This window comes from Rhizobium sp. M10, assembly GCF_002531955.1.
Lineage (GTDB): Bacteria > Pseudomonadota > Alphaproteobacteria > Rhizobiales > Rhizobiaceae > Rhizobium > Rhizobium etli_C.
On sequence record NZ_NWTA01000021.1, the window covers coordinates 58,507 to 74,852 of the forward strand.

General features: G+C 66.0%; 14 protein-coding genes and 1 tRNA gene. 6 read left to right on the forward strand and 9 right to left on the reverse strand.

All coding sequences use genetic code 11. From position 1 onward, the window contains the following. Positions 1-58 precede the first annotated feature (58 nt). Positions 59-271 (reverse strand): hypothetical protein, encoded by a 213-nt coding sequence (locus CO671_RS25930; protein WP_348627720.1) that lies wholly within the window; start codon positions 269-271, stop codon positions 59-61. A 140-nt stretch (positions 272-411) separates the two neighbouring features. On the opposite strand from CO671_RS25930, the gene CO671_RS25935 reads away from it, so the two are divergent. The 4 genes from CO671_RS25935 (at position 412) to CO671_RS25950 (ending at position 3,076) form a co-directional block, all read left to right on the forward strand. After that, a complete protein-coding gene (locus CO671_RS25935; protein ID WP_097608333.1) occupies positions 412-1,059 on the forward strand; it encodes a S24 family peptidase in 648 nt (215 codons plus the stop codon). A 799-nt stretch (positions 1,060-1,858) separates the two neighbouring features. Further along, the gene (locus CO671_RS25940; protein ID WP_097608334.1) at positions 1,859-2,122 is read left to right on the forward strand and encodes a hypothetical protein; all 264 of its coding nucleotides are present in this window, start codon (positions 1,859-1,861) and stop codon (positions 2,120-2,122) included. A gap of 256 nt (positions 2,123-2,378) precedes the next feature. Beyond that, positions 2,379-2,630, forward strand: coding sequence for a type II toxin-antitoxin system Phd/YefM family antitoxin (locus CO671_RS25945; protein ID WP_097580086.1), 252 nt, complete (start codon positions 2,379-2,381; stop codon positions 2,628-2,630). Next, positions 2,627-3,076, forward strand: a complete 450-nt coding sequence (locus CO671_RS25950) for a type II toxin-antitoxin system VapC family toxin (protein ID WP_097608335.1) — start codon at positions 2,627-2,629, stop codon at positions 3,074-3,076. The genes CO671_RS25945 and CO671_RS25950 overlap by 4 nt, the downstream gene beginning before the upstream one ends. Before the next feature lie 13 nt (positions 3,077-3,089). Here CO671_RS25950 and CO671_RS25955 read toward each other — a convergent pair whose 3' ends face one another. Continuing rightward, positions 3,090-3,329, reverse strand: a complete 240-nt coding sequence (locus CO671_RS25955) for a DUF982 domain-containing protein (protein WP_039618371.1) — start codon at positions 3,327-3,329, stop codon at positions 3,090-3,092. A gap of 307 nt (positions 3,330-3,636) precedes the next feature. On the opposite strand from CO671_RS25955, the gene CO671_RS25960 reads away from it, so the two are divergent. After that, positions 3,637-4,248 carry a hypothetical protein gene (locus CO671_RS25960; protein ID WP_097608336.1) on the forward strand — a complete coding sequence of 204 codons (612 nt, stop codon included), beginning with the start codon at positions 3,637-3,639 and terminating at the stop codon, positions 4,246-4,248. Positions 4,249-4,299: 51 nt separating this feature from the next. Here the strand turns inward: CO671_RS25960 and CO671_RS25965 are convergent. Then, positions 4,300-4,376: transfer RNA gene (locus tag CO671_RS25965), tRNA-Pro, on the reverse strand. Between the two features lie 261 nt (positions 4,377-4,637). Between CO671_RS25965 and CO671_RS25970 the strand changes: the two genes are divergently transcribed. Beyond that, complete coding sequence (locus CO671_RS25970; RefSeq protein WP_010055906.1) at positions 4,638-5,045, forward strand: hypothetical protein; 408 nt, start codon at positions 4,638-4,640, stop codon at positions 5,043-5,045. A 205-nt stretch (positions 5,046-5,250) separates the two neighbouring features. Here CO671_RS25970 and CO671_RS25975 read toward each other — a convergent pair whose 3' ends face one another. From CO671_RS25975 to CO671_RS34025, 6 genes are all read right to left on the reverse strand, one after another. Continuing rightward, on the reverse strand, positions 5,251-7,329 hold the full coding sequence (locus CO671_RS25975) for a hypothetical protein (protein WP_097608337.1): 2,079 nt from the start codon (positions 7,327-7,329) through the stop codon (positions 5,251-5,253). Beyond that, positions 7,326-8,486, reverse strand: coding sequence for a VWA domain-containing protein (locus CO671_RS25980; RefSeq protein WP_097608338.1), 1,161 nt, complete (start codon positions 8,484-8,486; stop codon positions 7,326-7,328). Before CO671_RS25980 ends, CO671_RS25975 begins: the two co-directional genes overlap by 4 nt. Beyond that, positions 8,483-10,987, reverse strand: a complete 2,505-nt coding sequence (locus CO671_RS25985) for a DUF5682 family protein (protein WP_097608339.1) — start codon at positions 10,985-10,987, stop codon at positions 8,483-8,485. The genes CO671_RS25980 and CO671_RS25985 overlap by 4 nt, the downstream gene beginning before the upstream one ends. Continuing rightward, positions 10,988-12,079, reverse strand: coding sequence for an AAA family ATPase (locus tag CO671_RS25990; RefSeq protein WP_245425038.1), 1,092 nt, complete (start codon positions 12,077-12,079; stop codon positions 10,988-10,990). Between the two features lie 2 nt (positions 12,080-12,081). Then, entirely contained in the window at positions 12,082-15,942 is a 3,861-nt protein-coding gene (locus CO671_RS25995) for a DUF4132 domain-containing protein (protein ID WP_097608341.1), read from the reverse strand. A gap of 41 nt (positions 15,943-15,983) precedes the next feature. Next, a partial coding sequence (locus CO671_RS34025; RefSeq protein WP_210201920.1) for a hypothetical protein occupies positions 15,984-16,346 on the reverse strand: 363 nt, incomplete at its 5' end.

A 16,346-nucleotide genomic window follows, 5' to 3' on the forward strand; every position in this document is an offset into this window, starting at 1 on the left:
CGTCCAGGAGATGCCGGCGTCGCCGAGGGAGGGCGACGACGCCGGCGACCGACAGCCGTCAGGGAGGCGTGCGGCTGTCGGATCTGGTGACCGGCAAGGAAGCGGGGAGGATCGTCGTCCGCCGCATCTCTTCCGGATGGGTCTGTCGGCCGCAATTTTCGCAATGGCGCTCGATCACCTCGGCGATCGACAGCGCCCTGCCACAGCTCGGGCAGCCGGTGTAGCGGTCGCCCGGGCGCTGGATGCGCCGCGCGCCCGAAATCTTGCGAATGAGATCATTGGCGAAGCCGGAAAGCCTGGGCCGGTTGTTGATATCAATGTTTGTCATGGCGATAAGGGTATATAAAATACCTCGCACGTCAAGCGATTTAGGGCATTACATGTACCTTTTTTTAGGGTATAATTTATATCATGTTGAAAGATCAGGAACAATTTGAGCGCGAAGAACGCGCAAAGCGTCTGGTCATGGCCAGGAAGAACGCCGGCTTTGCCGGGCCGAAGGCGATCGTCGATCGTTTCGGCTGGAACGCCAATGTCTACAAGGCGCATGAGTCGGGCCGGAACGGCTTCGGCATCGCCGACGCGAAGAAATATGCCAAGGCGTTCAAGGTCAATCTCAACTGGCTGCAGTTCGGAACCGGCGACGCGCTCGATCCGGAGGAGCGGCCGGTCTCCGTTGCCGACGTGCCGAAAATCTCCTGGGTCAGCGCCGGCCAGCTGACCGAGCAGGCGCCGATCACCGACTTCTCGGAATTCCCGACGGTCGCCGCGCTCGACCTGCCCGACGGCGACTGGATCGCGCTCGAGGTCGAAGGCAATTCGATGAACAAGATCTCGCCACCGGGCTCGATCATTTTCGTCAACCGCCGCGACAAGCGCCTGGCGCCGAACGCGCTTTACGTCGTCGCCGACGAGACCGGGGCCGCGACCTACAAGCGCTACCGCCCGAACGACAATCCGCCCTTCCAGCCCGCCTCCTACGAGGAGGTGCCGCCGCCGGAATTCCAGGGCGCCGTCACCATCGTCGGCCGCGTCCGCCGCTCGGTGATCGAGATGTGAGAATGCGGATTTTCGCTAAAACACGAATCTATTCCAAGACATAGAAATCGCCATTCCAGCAGAACGCCAACCTCTTCCGAAAAAGATTCAAGATGATCCGCCCTTCCTCACGCGCCGGCAGAATTTGGTTCTATATCGTCACACTCGCCGTGCTGATCATCGCTTTCGGCGCCGCCCGGGCAATGCTGCATTGAGCTGAGCTTCGCCTCGACGATCGAAGGCATCGAAACCGGCTCGGCCGGCGCTCCAATCGCCACACGCAAAACGTGCGCAGCGACCTGGCGAGACTGGCATGCCTGGAAACAAGCGCTTCAAGCGCAGGCAGCGAATCTTGGAGATCGTGACCGCCTCCGAGCCGGTCACCGCCGCCCGCGCATGGTATCCTGATCTCTTTCACTCCTTCTCTCTTCCATCTCTTTCCCGATCCTGAAGGCTGGTGAGGGAGGGTTCCGGCCAAAGCTTCCCCCTACCCCATGAGCAAAGCCCATGAAGCCGGGAGAGCATTGGCCATGTCCTGAAGGCCGGAGCCGGGATGGGACACGTGCCAGAGGGGCCATTCGCTTCGCCCTCGTCCTGATTTTCTGACAGCGCACTTAAGGACTTTCGCTTCCCGCGCCGCTGGGCTTCGTCAGCTCGGGAGTTGCACCCGGTCGCCCAATCACTGCGCTCACTCATACGCCTACGATTCGTACCTCGTCAATCGAAGAGGTATTTTTTGTACCCAATTCCATTGACGCGATTGGGTATTATATATACCTTATCTTGCATGCCGATCAGACAGCGCGAGAGAGGGCAAAGCATGCAGCATTTCCGCAAGATCGAGACCGAGCAGAGCCTAAGGGACGCCCGCTGGAATGCCGCTCGCCGGCTCGACGACTGTAGCGCCTATATGGCCAACGAAGCCCAGCGCATGGGCGCCCTCGGTTTTGCCTATCTCAGCCGCCCCGAACATCTGCTCCGCGGCCCGTCCTGGCTGCGCGGCGCCACATCAAGTGTGGCGGCGCATTACCGCTATGCCCGCGAGATCATGGGCATCACCGACCGCGATCAGCTTTACGCCTGAGGGAGAAACGGAGATGTCCGCCGATTGCATCATCAAGGCCTTTTCCGGCTGCCCCTGCCCGCCCGGTCAATGCGTGGAGAGGCCTATCACCCCGGCGCCGGTCACCTTCGTCTCCTGGCGGATCCAGGCCCTCACCTGCATCGCCTTCGGCTTCCTCGCAGCAATCGCCTCAGCCGCCTGGATGGGTATTTCCCTTGATTCCAACGCCGGCAAGCCTATTATGACCATAAATGGTCATATCGATCGGGAGAGCGTCATGTCGACAATCAGCGTGGCAGAGGCAAAGGCCGGTTTCGCCGGCCTGGTGGACGAAGCCGCAAACGGCGAATTCGTGACGATCACCCGCCATGGTAAGCCCGCCGCCGTGCTGGTGTCGGTCGAAGCGGCCGAGGCTGCCAAGAAGGCCTTGAACAAACCGCGGCCGAATTTCGGGGATTTCCTGCTGACCTTCCCGGGCGGCGTCGAGCTGGAGCGAAACCCCTCAAAAATGAGGGGCGTCGATCTGTGACGGCCTACCTTCTCGACACGAATATCATTTCGAAGTTCGCGCCGGGCAAGGCGCCGCCGTCCGATCCGGTGCGGAGATGGTTTCACGATCAGGGGCAGGCCGAGGCTCTCTTCCTGTCGGCTCTCTCCGTGGCGGAGATCGAGAAGGGGATGCGCAGCCTTCACCGTCGCGGCGGGATCGAGCGGGCGAAACGGCTTTCGGAGTGGCTTGATGTCGTCACCGACACATTCGCAGACCGGATATTGCCGATGGATACCATCGTCGCCAGGATCGTCGGCGCTCTGGAAGATGAGGCGGAAAGCAAAGCCTGTCATCCCGGTCTCGGCGATCTCATCATTGCCGCGACGGCGCGGGCCTATGACCTCACCGTCGTCACCGAAAACCTGCGGCATTTTCAGCCGCTCGATGTGCCCGTTGATCTTCCGGCCGCTTTCCGGCCGGCGTGATCGGCCAAACCGGTCAGGAACTGAACTTGATGTCGCTCGCCTTGGCCGCCGTTATGAAGGCGCGGCGCACCTGCTCAGGCCCGGCGGCATCGTTGAAGACGTCGAGCACGAGCAGCTCGGCAGCCTTGGCCGCCGGCGTCTGCTCGGGCCAGTCGCTCAGCAGCATATTGCCGGCCTGCACGACATTATAGACCGTCCTTGTCTTGCCATTGATGGTGATCTTCACCGGTTTGAAGCTTCGCCGCCTGCTCATGATGCAGCCCCCTCACGCGGAACACGCGACTCAACGAATCACTTGGAGACTCGTTCCGGGGCCTGCGTTTTTTATCCCGCGTCTTGGTTATAACTTTTCGGCAGGAAAATTATAACTGGGAGGCAAGAGCAGCAGCATCTGTCCACCCTCGCCAAAGGCATGGCGGAAATCGGCGAAGATCCCGTTAGTTACGGCGTTTAAGCGAACTTTTACGGATCCAGTTGGTAATCACGTGAACATGCGCGTGGTCGGGATGCCATACTCCGCCTCCATGTAATCCTCAAACCAAGAATACCCGGTAACAAACGTGCCAGAGCAAATCAAAAGCAGCGACCAATTTACCTGGACATATGCCCTCTGGCTGTTGCCGTTTCTGGGAGCGGATTGGGTTTATTGGCTTGCTCCCCAATGGGACTGGTGGACGATCGATCTGATCGTCTTTCTCGCAACGCTGATTGCCATGGCAGGCTCCCTCTGCTTCAACCTGGTGCTGCGGCGCTGGCGACGCGTCCTGTCTCTCCTGACAGCGCCGCTGCTGCTGCTCGTCTGCCTCCAGCTTCTCGCCATCGCCGGCATAACGCCCGATAGCGTTCGATTCGCGCTTACCCGGCAAACATATCTGGCGGAGATCAAACGAGCCGATCCCCCGGAGGAAGGACAGCGCTTCCGGACATTCGTATGGGACGATACATTCAGGCATAAAACCTACTCGACGCTGGTCTATGACGAGAGCGGTGAGATTGCCTTGCCCAAAGGCGCACAAACCGCAGCCTGGCAAAAGCGCCTTCAGAAATTCTGTTCTGAAAAAAGGAAGGAATGCGTCACTCTCGATCCCGGTCCGAACGCATTCATCAGCGTCAGCAAGATCGGCGAACACTTCTATATTCTCGACGACAGCCTACCGACCGCGTTTCCTTAAGCGAAGCTCGCTTCGAAAAACGAAAAACCCCGCCGAAGCGGGGTTTCTAGCTGGTCGGAGTGGAGTGATTCGAACACTCGACCCCCACGTCCCGAACGTGGTGCGCTACCAGACTGCGCTACACTCCGTGACCAGCGGCGCTTCTATAGAACAGCCTATCTGGTTGCACAAGCGCCAAAATTCAAAAACCCGAGGGAATTTTTGACGGGTTGATGACAGGGGGCCGGAATGGGCTGCTGCAGCAAAAAGACACACCCCGGGCAAATTAAACGGAAGTGTCGAAGGAGCAATTTTCTTTTGCCAGGTTCCGCGCTAAAGGCACGCGGGACAGGCGAAACCGCCGCGACGGCGGCTTCGCGGCCAATGCGTCAGAGATCAGGGACGACACGATGAAACTCCGCACCATCACCGCGGCCGGGCTTGCAATTGCGCTTGCCGGATGCACGACCATTCCTTCCGCCGGCAATCCGATCGAGGCCCGCTGGGTCGGCAAATCGGCCGGCATCTTCTTTGCCGCCTACGGGCCGCCGATCAGCGACCGCGAGGAAGGTGCGAGCACCATCTATACCTGGCGCGGCGGCTATAAGACCGTGCGCATTCCGGCCAAATATGCCGAGGGCGCCGATGGCAAGCGCGGCAAACAGATCGCCGCCGCCCGCACCGCCTATCTGCGCTGCCAGGCCGAAATCACCACCAACTCCGACTACACGATCCGCGATATCCGCACCGTCGCCGACATCCCTGGTGTCAACGGCCCGTCCTATTGCGCAGAGTTCCTGGCGCCCGAACAGAAGTAACGGACGGTTCGTCGGGTTCCGACCCCGGATGTGCCCCTCACCCTAACCCTCTCCCCGTTTTACGGGGAGAGGGGACGCGCCCTGCGAGAGGCTAGCGAGGGACGGAGAGGTTGCGGCATAGTCCCTTCTCCCCGTCAGAACGGGGAGAAGGTGCCGGCAGGCGGATGAGGGGCCGGTCTCACGAAAAACGGAAATGCAGTCAGCCTCAAAGCATCCGCACGAAGGGCAGCTGCGGATCGATGCGGTTTATCAGATCGAGCGCATAGGCGGCGCGCAGCAGGTGATCGGCGCGTTTGCGGCCGGGGGCGGCGGCAAGCTTCGTCAGAAGTCGGCCGGCCAGCGCCAGGCCCGCCTCGTCGAGCCTCTGGCCCAACCCCTCCAGGCGCTGCAGCCGCTCCGGATCCTCCATCCGCCCGCCGAGTTCGGCCAGCGCCAGGATCTCGTCGAAGGCGGCGGCGACCAGCCGCAGGCTTGCCGCCTGCGGGCGGGCCATCGCCTCGAAGCGCATTTCGGCGCTCACGCGCTCGGCCGCGCCGGAGAGCGCCAGGCTTTTGGTCAGGCGCGACAGCAGGCTCGGCTTTTGCGCGATCGGCGCCTGTGGCGGCGGCGGCAGATCCAGCGTGGTCAGGCTGTCGGTTCCAAAGCCCAGCGGCGAGAGTACGATCTCGGCGCCGCGGGCTTCGGCGAGGACGGCCAGCAGCGGCGGCTGTCGGTCGCTGATCGCCCCCAGCCGGGCGAAATTCGCCTCCAGCCGGTCGTCGCCCTCGATCTCCAGCTCCAGCCAGCGGCCGTCGCGGTCGCGCACCGGCCAGCGTCCGACCTGCGCCACGCCGTCGAAGCGCATTGGGCCGAACTGGACGGGCCGCAGGATCAGCGGCTCGCCGCGGCGCGGCGGGGCGGCGAGCTTCGGCTGGAAGGCGCGGGCCAGGCGCTGGGCGCATTGGCTCCAATCGTCGATGGCGACGCCGGCGATCCGTTTGACCGCCGCCTCCCAGCCGGCTTCCACAAGTTCGGCGCGGCCGCTGCCGGTGTGCAGCCGGCCACTGCTGCTGACCGCGGCCCCCTCGAGGCGGAAGGCGCTGCCGGCGATCGCCGCAAGCGAGCGGCCGAAGACGGTTTCGCCGGTTGCCGCATGGCGCGGCGTAAAACCGGGATCGCTGCCGGGCGCGCGCGCCAGCGTGGCGCTGAAGCTTCGCCCGTCGGCTGCGAGATAATAGCCGGTGACGCCGCGCGCGCCGCTTTCGCTCTGCCACAGGCGCAAGCCGCAGCCGAGGAGATCGACCGCTTCAAGCGGCTGCGGCGCCTCCGAGCCGGCGCCGGAGAGCAAGGCTGCGTCGGGAGAGGCCTGCAGCGCCTGCGTCAGGGCATAGGCGCGCGCCAGCATGGTGAGAAGCTCGGCGGGATCGGCCGCCTCCAGCCGCTCGCGCCGCCGCCGGATCATGGCGGCAATGGTGCGAAACTCGGCGGCCAGCCGCGGCATGGCCTCGGCGCGCGAGGACAATACAAGATCGCCGATCCGCTCCTCGAGACCGACAGGCGCCTTCGACAGCGCCTGGCGCGCGGCATCGCAGAGCAGCACGGCGGCCTCTTCGAGCACGCCGGATGCCGGCCCTTCCGCCTCTTCCGACGCCTGTTCCGCTTCGACAATCGGCTCGCCGGGACCGCGCACCGCAAGCAGGGCGGCCGCATGCAGCGTGGCGCGTAGCGAAGTCGCGGCCTTCGAGATCATGCCGGCCGGGCCGCCGCCGACGGGATAGAGCACGGCGGGATGGTCGCCGAGCGCGATGCGGACGGCAGTGGCGCTCGGCTCGATCCGGACGGCGCCCTGGTCGAGCGTAGCCAGCAGCGCCTGCGCCTTGATATAGGCGGCGCGGCCGAAGGCACGGGCGATGGCATCCTCGCCGAGCGAAAGGATTTCTGCATGCGCATCCGGTGCGGCCGCAGCGGCGGCCGGCGCCGTCTCGGCCGGTTCCGCCGCATCGGCCGGCGTCCCCTCCCCGGCGTCGCGGATGAACAGGATGCCGGCGAGAATATGCCGGCACAGGCCGGTCGCCGGGCAGCTGCAGCCTGCTGCGGCGAGCGGCCCGGGGGTGAGCCGCACGCTCTCGCCATCGGCTTCGGCGAGCGCCGTGCCGCCATCCCAGCCGGTCAGGCGCACGAGGCCGGCCTCGACGTCGCGGCGGGCGCGGCGCAGCAGCCCCTTGGAGGAGGCTGCTTCCAGCAGCTCGTCGCCGAGGGCCGCGGCATCGAACCGGGCGGAATTTTCCGTCTTGGCGCCGCTCACCTCATATGCCCCGCAACCCAGTCGGCGAAATGCTCCGGCGTCAGCGCGGCGATCTCCATGCCGGCATCGACGAGGCGGGCGGCGGTCTCCCGGTCATAGGCCGGCCGGGCGGCCTCATCGAGAGCGGCAAGGCCGAGCAGCTTGACGCGGGCGCCGGCAAGCCGGCGGACGGCGGCAAAGAGCGGGGCGGCCGGCGCGCCTTCGCAAAAATCGGAGACCAGCACGAAGATCGTCCGCTGCGGCTCGGCGATATGCGTCGCCTCGCAATAGGCGACCGCCCGGCCGATGTCGGTGCCGCCGCCGAGCTGGACCGACATCAGCACGTCGACGGGATCGCCGACCTCGTCGCTGAGGTCGACCACCGTCGTGTCGAACAGCACGAGCTTCACCGTCACCGCCGGCAGGGTCGACAGGATCGAGGCCATCACGGCGCTGTAGATCAGTGAGGTCGCCATCGAGCCCGACTGGTCGATGCAGAGCACGATCCGCCAGGGCAGATGCCGGCGGGTGGCGGCGTGGAAATGCAGATGTTCGGCGATCAGCACACGCCGCTCCTGATCCCAGTTCTTCAGGTTCTTGCGGATCGTCTGGTTCCAGGCGATGTCGCGGGCGGATGAGCGGCGCGCCGTCGTCTCGCCGCGCCGCCTGGCGCCCGAGAGCGCCCGGCTCGTCTGCAGCCGCAGCCGCTTGCTCAATTCCTCGACGACGCGCTTGGCGACTTCGCGGATCTTGGCGGCGATGACGGGATCGGAGCGGCCGCGATGGGCAAGCAGCGCGGCAAGCAGCGACGGATCGGGATTGAGTTCGGCGAGCGCCTTGGGATCGTCGAGAAGCTCGGTCATGCCGAAGCGGCCGAGCGCATCCTTTTCCACCCGCTCCAGCACCGATTTCGGAAACAGCGAGCGCATCTCGCCATACCATTCCGGCAGCGTCATCTGCGGCGGCTCGGCGCCGCCTTTCCGGTTCTTCCTGCCGCTCTCGGGCCCGCCCGTGCGGATGCCGCGGCGGCGATAGGATTCACCGTAGATGCGTTCCAGCACGGCGTCGCGGCGGGCGTCGGCACCGTTGCAGCAGCCCGAAAGCTGGCGCTCGGCGAAGCGGCCGAGCACCAGGCGCCAGCGGCGAAGGCTCTCCTCGGGCTTCTTCCGATCGCTCATGATGCCGGCTCCTCAAGCCAGGCAGCAAGACCGTCGGCCCGCATCAGCTCGGCAAGGGTGGCGTTGAGGCGGGCATTGGCGAGCATGCCGGCCTCGCTCGGGCCGCCGGAAAAACGCGGCGCGAGATCGAGCGCACTGCCCTTGGTGTCGGCGATGACGGCGGCGAGCGCATCCGTTTCGTCAGGCGCAAGCGCGGTGAAGGCAAGGCGCAGCGGCGCCAGCACCGCGATGAAATCGGCCTCGTCAAAACCGGCGAGCACCGCATCGAGCCCCTCCAGCAGGGCCGGCGTGCGCTTCAGCAGCGCCGGCTGCACCGCCAGCAGGCCGGTCAGCGGCTCCACCCGGGCGGGCGGGTCGCCGACGCCGAATTGCAGCGGGCCGATGATGCAGGTTGCAAGCGCCGCCGCGCTCACCCGGCCGGACATATGGGCGATCGCGGCGACCGCACCCGCCGCCCTTGGCGCGAGATCGCCGTCGAGCAGGGCCGATATGCCCTCGTCGAGAAGATCGAGATCGAGCCGCTCGTCGCCATCGCCGGCCGCAGCGCCGGCTTCGGCGATCTCGTTCAGCGTCGCCAGCGCCTCGACATAACGCGGCACGTCCTCTTCCCTTGCGCCTTCGAGCGTCGGCAGCAGATCGATGGCGCGGCGATAGGCGGCAAGCCGCAGCGCATCGGGGCCGGCCATGCCGGCAAAGCCGAGGATCTTGCGGCCGCGGCGGAGATTGTCGAGCATCGACAGGCAGAGCGCCACCCGGCCGAAATCCGGATCGGCGGCAACGGCCGGACCGATCGCTGCCATCAGCCCGCCGCAGGCGCCGGCAAGACCGGCCTGGCCGGCTATCAGCAGCAGGCGGATCGCCGCAAGCGCATTGCGCGCCTTGCCTTCCTGCCCGAGCGCCTCGACGCTGCGCGACAATACGGCGTCGGCGGCGCGCTCGACCGTATCGCCGTCGATCGACAGCGCCACCAGCCGACTTTCGACGGCCGGCGACCAGCGATAGGTCCATTCCTCGAACAGCACGTCGGTGGCGGTGCCGCCCACCCAGTCCGGGCCACGCATGCAGCGGCCGAAGCCGGTGCCGAGCAGCACCATGACATGCAGGAAGCGGCTTGCGGCAAGATGCCGGGGTTTGCGGTGAATATCGAGCAGGCGGTTGCGCTCGGTGCCGTCGTCGATGCGGAAGCCGAGCGCCCGGGCGCGGTTGCGCACCGCCTCGACCAGCGGCGGCGCGCCGGCGCCGCGCGGCACCTCGCCGATGCCTTCGCCGGCAAGCTCGGTCAGCAGCACCTCGATCAGCGGCGATTGATCGCGCGGATCCTCGCCCTTCACCAGGCAGGAGCGCGCCGCATCGATGATCTCGGCCCGCCCCGGCCCCGGCAGGCCGCGCAGATCGGCGAGCGCCCGCGCCTGGGCGACGGTGGCGGCAAGCGAGGGCAGAGGCGGCATGAAATTCGGCCGGTCGCGGCGAAGGCGCTCGGCCAGCGCCAGCACCACATCGGCGGCCGCCTCGGTGAAGGGATCGTCATGGCCTTCGCCGACCCGCCCGAGCAGCCGCTCGTACCAGTGCGGCGAGGGCATGCCGGCGCCGTAGCCGTTGATCCGGTCAAGGTGATCATGGGTGTAGCGGATCAGATAGGATTTCGTGCGGACAGCCGGGGCCGCCAGCGACGGCCCGCCCGCTTCCGTCCGATTTTCTTCCGCCGGCGGATCGATCAGCGCCGGCGTGTGAAATCCGCCGGTGACGACGGCGATCGGCCCCTCGCCCGGCGAGAGCGCCGCCTTTGCCATCGCCGCGCGCATGCAGATCTCGCGGGAGAGCGTATCGTCGGCGGCGATCGCGGCGACCGGGGTGGCCAGGCGCGACAGGGCACAGTGAATGCCGACGTCGCGGAAAAAGCCGCGCCAATCCTTCTCGGCGGCGCGGGATTCGAACAGCCGGTCCCAGACCTCGTTGAAATCGCGCACGCCGAGCCGCTTCACCAGGCCCTCGGCATAACAGGAATAGGCAAGCTGGCCCTCGTCGGTCAGAAGCGCCGGCGCTGTCGCCTCCTCGCCCGACGCCTGCTCCTCGCCCTCTTCGGTCGCCTTCTCCTGGCGGGCGGCGGCAAGGCGGGCGCCGCTCTCCTGATCGGCAAAAACAACCGGGCAGCCGCGCTCTCCGGCGAGCCGCAACGCCGCCCATTCCGGCGAGGTCGCCGAGAACGGCCAGTAGCCGACGGGAAGGCGCTCGTCGGAGGCGCGTTCGCCGTCGGCGACGGAGACGATGGCGATCGGCAGCCTGATCTCGGGATGCGACAAGAGCGGCAGCAGGGCGGCAAAATCCGCCGGCATCTCCAGCACGATGGCGCGCGGGCCGATCTCGGCCAGGGCGGCGGTCAGATGCAGCGCGCAGGCCGGGCTGTGGTGGCGGATCGGAAAGAAGAAAAAACCGCCTTCGCCCGCTGTCAGCCGCTGCCCATAGGCGGCAAAGGCCTCGCGTTCAGCCGCCTCCGCCTCCATTCAGCCGAGCCTCAGGGTGCGCGCCGCCTCATAGAAGGAGCGCCAGTCGCTGCCCGAGCGGGCGCGGTCCTTGATGACGTGATCGACATAGGACTTGAACTTGCGGCCGTCTTCCGGATCGTCCTTCAGCACGATGCCGCCGATCTGGCGGGCAAGATGGGCGCCGGTCACCATGCCGTCGCCGAGATAGGCGGCTTCGAGGGCGGCCGCATGGGCGACATTGACCGCTTCGGCCGTCGACATGACGGCGGCCGGCTTCTGCAGCGTCACGCCCTCGGCGGTGCGCCCGGCCCGCAGCTCCTGGAAACAGGAGACGAGGATGGCGAGTGCTGCCTCCGGCAGATCCGGCTTGACGCCTGACGGCGCCAGCCGGTCGGCGAGACGGCGGCGGATCAGCTCGCGCTCGAAGGCAGGGTCGGTGATCGGATGCACGGTTTCGAAGTTGAAGCGCCGCTTCAGGGCGCTCGACATTTCGCTGACGCCGCGGTCGCGCAGGTTCGCCGTGCCGATGATGTTGAAGCCCGGCGCGGCGCGCACGATGGCGGAATCGCCGAGTTCGGGAATGGCGATCATCTTTTCCGACAGGATGGAGATCAGCCCGTCCTGGATTTCCGGCGGGCAGCGCGTCAGCTCCTCGATGCGCATGACCAGGCCGGCGCGCATCGCCTGCAGCACCGGCGACGGCACCAGCGCCTTTTCGCTCGGGCCTTCGGCAATCAGCAGCGCATAGTTCCAGCCATAGCGCAGATGCTCTTCCATCGTGCCGGCCGAGCCCTGCACGACGAGGCGGGTCGAGCCGGTGACGGCGGCGGCCAGCAGCTCGCTCAGCATCGATTTGGCCGTGCCCGGCTCGCCGACGAGCAGCAGCCCCTGCTCCCCCATCAGGCTGACGATCGCCCGCTCGACGAGCGCATCGTCGCCGTAGAATTTGCGGGAGATGCCGTGCGCGGCATCGCCGAGCACGAAGGCGCGCACGGCGCGCGCCGAAAGCCGCCAGCCCGGCGGCCGCGGCCCCTTGTCGGTCTCGGCGAGCCTGGCGAGTTCGGCCGCATGCAGGATTTCCGTTGCCGGACGAAGAACTGACTGATCCATCTTCACCATCCGCCCTTCTTTTCCCAAGCGGCATCGAAGCCGGTGCCCTTGTCGGCGATGGCGCGCAGATCGTTCCAGGTTTCGCTGAGCAGCACCGGCGGCACCTTGGCAAGCGGCGTCTCGCCGCCATAGGTCACCCGGCCGCCCGGCTGGATGCGGGCAAAGCGCATCTCCGTCAGCGCCTTCGGCACGCGTTCGCTCTCGCCGATATAGCTGCCGGTGAATTCGATGATGGCGGCCATGCCGCAATCGCCGAACGTCTTCTCATAGGTGTAGAAGCCGGCGCCGTCCTCGACCGGGCCTCTGACATAGCCGAGCGCCTCGGCGGCCGAACGCAGCGTCAGATTGTCGATCATCCAGCCCTTGCGGTCGTCGATGCGCTTGGCGTGCGGCTTGTCCTCGGAAAGCACCGGCCGGTCGAGCTGCTCGAACAGCGGCTTGACCTCGTAATCGTCGAGATGGGTCTTCCAGGCCTTGGCGCCGGCCTCGCCGAGGCTGACGCGGTGGGCGATCGAGATGCCGGCAAAATTTTTGAGATCGACGGCTTCGTCCTCGGCATCGGTGAAGGTGCCGTCGTCCAGCGCGCGGAAGCTTGCGACGATTTTGCCCTTGTCGTCATGGCCGGCCAGAACCAGGCGGCGCAGCAGCCGGCCGACGATCGGATGGGCAAGCAGGAAGGTTTCGAAATCCTCGCGCGGCCAGATACGGGCCGCGCACATCGCCTCGTAGAGACGGCCGCTCTGCAGCTCCACCGTCTGCTTCAGTTCCTTCTTGGCGCTGGAGAGCAGTTTCTTGGCCTCCTTGGCCTCTTCCGCTTCCTCCGGATTCGAAGGCGTCGGCAGCGAGGCGATCGGCTTGCCGTCGGGATTTTCCAGGATCAGCTTCATCTCCTCCCTGCCGTTCTTGGCCGCTTCGGCGACGAGGCGGGCGCGATAGAGACGTTCACCGATCGGCAGTTCGAGGAAGCCGTCCTCATCGATGCCGGCCGACGGCATGGTGCGGTCGCCGAGCTCGGCCGGCGTCCAGCCGCGCGCCTCGGCAAAGGCGGAGATCACCTCGCCGGCATATTTGCGCATGCCCGGCTGCTTGTGACGCTGCGAGGCGATCAGCACGAGCTGCAGCACCTGCGGAACCGGGTTTGCCATCAGCGCATCGAGAAGCGCCCGGCACTGGTTCGGCCGCTTGCCGTGTTCGCGCAGATAGCGCTTGACGAGAAGCGTGGTCTCGGCCGGCGGCGCGAAACGGGCGAGCGCCAGCAGGCCGCGATGATCGAGCGCGCTGTTCAAATAGATGGCGAGCTTTTCCCGGCGCAGCTCGGCAAAGGCCAGCTCCTCGGAAAAATCGGTGCGCCATTTTTTCATATAATCGTAGCGCTGCTTGGCACCGGCGGCGGCATAGGCATTGGCCTCTTCGCTCGTCGGGTGCTGCGTGTCGTAGGAGATGAAGGCCGAGACGACCGCCGCCCCCAGCCGTTCGGCATCCTTGCGGTCGAGCCGCTCGAGCGCCATGTGGATCAGCGGATCGCCGCCCGGCATTTTCAGCTTGTGCGACCGGGCAAACCACCAGCGCACCAGCACCGGCGAGACGTCGCGGCCATCCGCCCAATGCAGAACGGGCAGGTTTTCGGCATCAAACAGCGGCGAATAATCGACCTTGGTCGAGGCCAGCCCCTTTTCCGCCTCGGCAATCAGCGCATCCTCGGCGAAGAAATCCGAGGTATCATCGCCGCAGGCGGCGAGCGCCGACAGGGCGGCCGCCTTGACCGCGACGGATTTTTCCTTGGCAATGGCTGCGCGCAGCGGCGCGATCGCATTGGCATCCCGCCGCTCGGCCAGCCAGCGGGCGGCGGCAAGGCGCTTGGTCTCCGGGCCTGATGTCAGCATCGGCGTGATCAAGGGCGTGAGATCGTCGACCTCGCGCAGGAGGTGGCGGGCGAAGTCGCGCTGGCGCACGCCGGCCTGCAGGGCGCGATCGGCGACCAGCGGGAAATAGCGGCGCGGCAGATGCGGAAAGAAGCGCAGCCAGGAGAAGATGAAATCCTCGGTCCAGCGCTCCTTCAGCCCGTCGCCGGCGAGTGCTGCATCGATCGCCGCAAAATTTTCGGCCAGCAGCGGCCAGACATTGGCCGGCGCCGGCTCGTCGATCATCTCGGCGATATTGACATAGGCCTTGTCGACAAGCTCGTTTGTCATGGCACCGAAGGCCGGCGCGCCGGCCGCCGCGGCGATATCGGCGAGGATGCGGATATCGGCGCCGGCCCGGATGCGGGCGACGATCTCAGTGTCGGGACCGCGCATCCAGTAATTCGGCACGCCGAGCACGACGCGCAATATATGCTGCCAATGGCGCCCATCGGTCGCCTGGAACAGCAGCCGCGACAGCGCCTCGAAGGAAATATCGGCGCGGGCGAAGATCGCCTTCAGCCCATTGCCATGGACCTGGTTCCTCTGGCGCTCCCAGTGATAGCCGCCCTTGCCGTCGATCGCGGCCCAGACCTGGCGGCGCTGCGCCTCGCTCAGGCGCTCGCCGGACATGGCGGCGACGACGTGTTTGGCGACCGCCGGATCGAAGGGGGCCGCAAAGGGGCGCGCCGGCCGCTGGTTCCATTCCTTGCCCGGCGGCGTCTGGTCGTAATCGATGCGGGATGCCGCATTGGTTTCGGCAAGCAGCTTGCGGAAGGCCTCTTCCAGATCGGCCGGCAGCGGCATCTCCGGCGCGGAGGCGACCGGCGGCACGGCGACGAAACTGCCGTCGATCGCGATATAGCCGTCGCCGCCATCCGCCTGGCCGTCCTCGCCCGAGCCGACAGCACTCGCGGCATAGGTGGCGCGGATCGTGCCGATCGCCGCGATGACAGTATTGGATTTTTCCTGGCCTTCGTGCTTTTCGAGGATCGGCAGGCACCGCTCGCGCAGCAATGCGGCGAGAATGGTGACGCCGGCCAGCCGCTCATTCGCCTTGCGGGAGGCGAGGAACTCCTCGGCCTTGGCCTGAACCTTGGCTGCATCCGCCGCTTTCAGCGCATTGGCGGCGACGTCGCGCACCGCCTTGGCGCCGTCGCTTGCCATGGCGAAGGCGAAATCGAAGAAATGCGGCTCGCGATCGATGAGGCCGTTCTGGCCGATGAAGCTGGTCATGACCTCGCGGCCGCCGGCCGCAAGACCGCCGATCGCCTTGACCGCCTCCTCCGGCATGGCGGCGATGGCATCGGCCAGGCCCGGAAGCTTCAGCATGCGCTGGGTCAGATTTCCGTAGGGCACGTCGCCATCGGCAAAGGCGCAATCGATCAGCGGCGCGACCGAGGGGAGAAGTCCGGCCGCCGCCATCATCTCGAGCGCGCGTTCGGCGTTGAGAAAGCCGAATGGAGGACCGCCTTCAGGCACGCGCGTATCGAGAAGATAGGTGGCTGCGCGCAGCCAATGCGGCGATCGATCGCTGCCGGGAAAGTTCCAGGCCCTGTTCTGGAGACGAAACTCGCTGTGCAGCAGGAAGTAACGATAGAGTGCGGCGGCGTCGAACCCTTCGAGACCGAACAGCACCCGTTCTCTCGCCTTGCTGCGTTTTTCAACCTCCGCCTTGTTTTTCCAATCATCGGCAATGGCCATGAAGGCGTTGTGAAGCCTGACGCGGATTTCATCCTTGGGATTCTTCAGAAGATTGCTGAGATGAAGCACGGTCGCGTCGCCGGCGCCCGACAGCACGTAGCCGGCTAGGGCTTTGCCGAGCCCCTTCTCCACCCCTTCGAAGGAGGCGAAGTCGGCGACAACTGCATCCCGGTCGGTCGCCGTCAGCCCGCCCCCGGCGGCAACGTCCTGCGTTTCCGAACGGCCGCGCAGCAGCCTCTTCAAACCCTCAACGAACATCGTCAGTCCTCCCTCGCTCGCCCCTCCTCACCGCACCGCCCTCAGCGATGCCGGCCGGCGAGTCCTTGCGGTTCATGTGTTCTGGATGATGCCGAGGCCAGACGGCGTTCTTGGGAAAACAGGGCAGCGCTGGCATCGGGCATAGGCAGCAATCCGAAATGTCTTCTATCAATTAAACATGCAAATGTCGGTGGTATGACGATGCTCAGAGCTAGCGCATATCGGGAGATTTTCAAGCGGGAAAAGGCTGGGACGCGCTTGCGGCGCAACGTCTCGATGCCGCCCTTGGACTCCAAGGACGGTTGGAACGAATGATGATGTGAGGTTGTGCCGCGCGGCCCCCTTGCATGTTCAATTTGCGCTGATTGTTGGATGATCGGTGCGCACTCCGGCGGATGGCCATC